At 62.9% G+C, this 1077-nt stretch carries 1 protein-coding gene and 1 pseudogene; both read left to right on the top strand.

Going from position 1 to position 1077, the window contains the following annotated elements:
- Positions 1–115: 115 nt before the first annotated feature.
- Entirely contained in the window at positions 116–589 is a 474-nt protein-coding gene (locus A3730_RS23720; RefSeq protein WP_231884030.1) for a uroporphyrinogen-III synthase, read from the top strand.
- A gap of 262 nt (positions 590–851) precedes the next feature.
- Positions 852–1077 (top strand): annotated as a pseudogene (locus tag A3730_RS23715) (hypothetical protein); the annotation flags it as partial.

The raw sequence follows: 1077 nt of genomic DNA, 5'->3' as shown, positions 1-1077 counted from the left end.
GCCATGCAACGCACCCTGATGGAACTGGATCGTTACCACGCGGTATTTTTTGCCAGCGTGAATGCCGCTCGGTTGGCCCTGTCGGCCATGGCGGACCTGTGGCCGCAGTGGGCCCGTGGGTGTGCACTGGCTGGCGGTGGGTCGGGCCACGGCGGCGGAGTTGGCGTCCTGGCATCTACCTGCCACGGTGCCAGAGCATGGCTTCAATTCCGAAGCGGTGCTGGCGCTGCCCTGCCTGCAACAGCTGCAGGAAAAACAGGTTCTGATCTGTCGGGGCGACAGTGGCCGCGAGTTGCTGGCGCAGAGCCTGGAAGCGCGCGGTGCCCGTGTCGATGCGCTGGCCTTTTACCGGCGCCATGGGGCCAGCCACATCACCATTTCGGCGCAGGCTGATTGGGTGATGGTTACCAGCGTGCAAGGTTGGCAGGCGCTCCAGCCTGTGCTGCCCGCCGGTTGTGGCGTGGTGGCGGCTGGGGTGCGGGTGGCTGCTGCGGTGCAGGCCAATCATGCCGGCCCGGTGCGGGTGGCAGCCAGTGCCCATGACGATGACATGCTGGCGGCCTTGAACGCCGGTGGTAGCGATCGTTAAGGCGAGCGTCTTTCTTCTCCCCAGTGTCTTGGCTGCCTGCCGGCTTGGTCGGGCGCGTGATTTTCGGTCTGGCTATGCGTCCAGCGGTGAATAGTGATTACTCTATGGCGCGAAGAATTTTTTACCCGATCTAACCGTTAATGATTGGACAGCAATGGGCGCTCACTTTAAGGTTTTTGCAATGATATCGGGTATCGCCACACCGAGGGCGCAGGGGGTTCGAGACTCGCGCACGCCTCGCTATGACAACAACGGAGCTGACATGACGCAGGATCGTCTTTTTTCCCGCCAGGCCGGGGCAAGCCTTTTGACTGTGCTGCTGGTACTGGTGGTGCTGGCTGCACTCGGGGCGGCTGGCTGGTGGGGGTGGCAGGAGTTCACCCGGCTGAAGAGCGAAAAGAGCAGCCTGGCGGATCAAGTGACGACCGTGAAAGGTGAGTTGGCCAGCCAGCGCGCCCAGGTGCAGTCTGCCCTGTCCGGTCTGGAAA

This window comes from Alcanivorax sp. HI0044 (assembly GCF_001634945.1).
The sequence above is the reverse complement of the archived record's forward strand: the minus strand, read 5'-3'. Positions and strand labels throughout refer to the sequence as shown.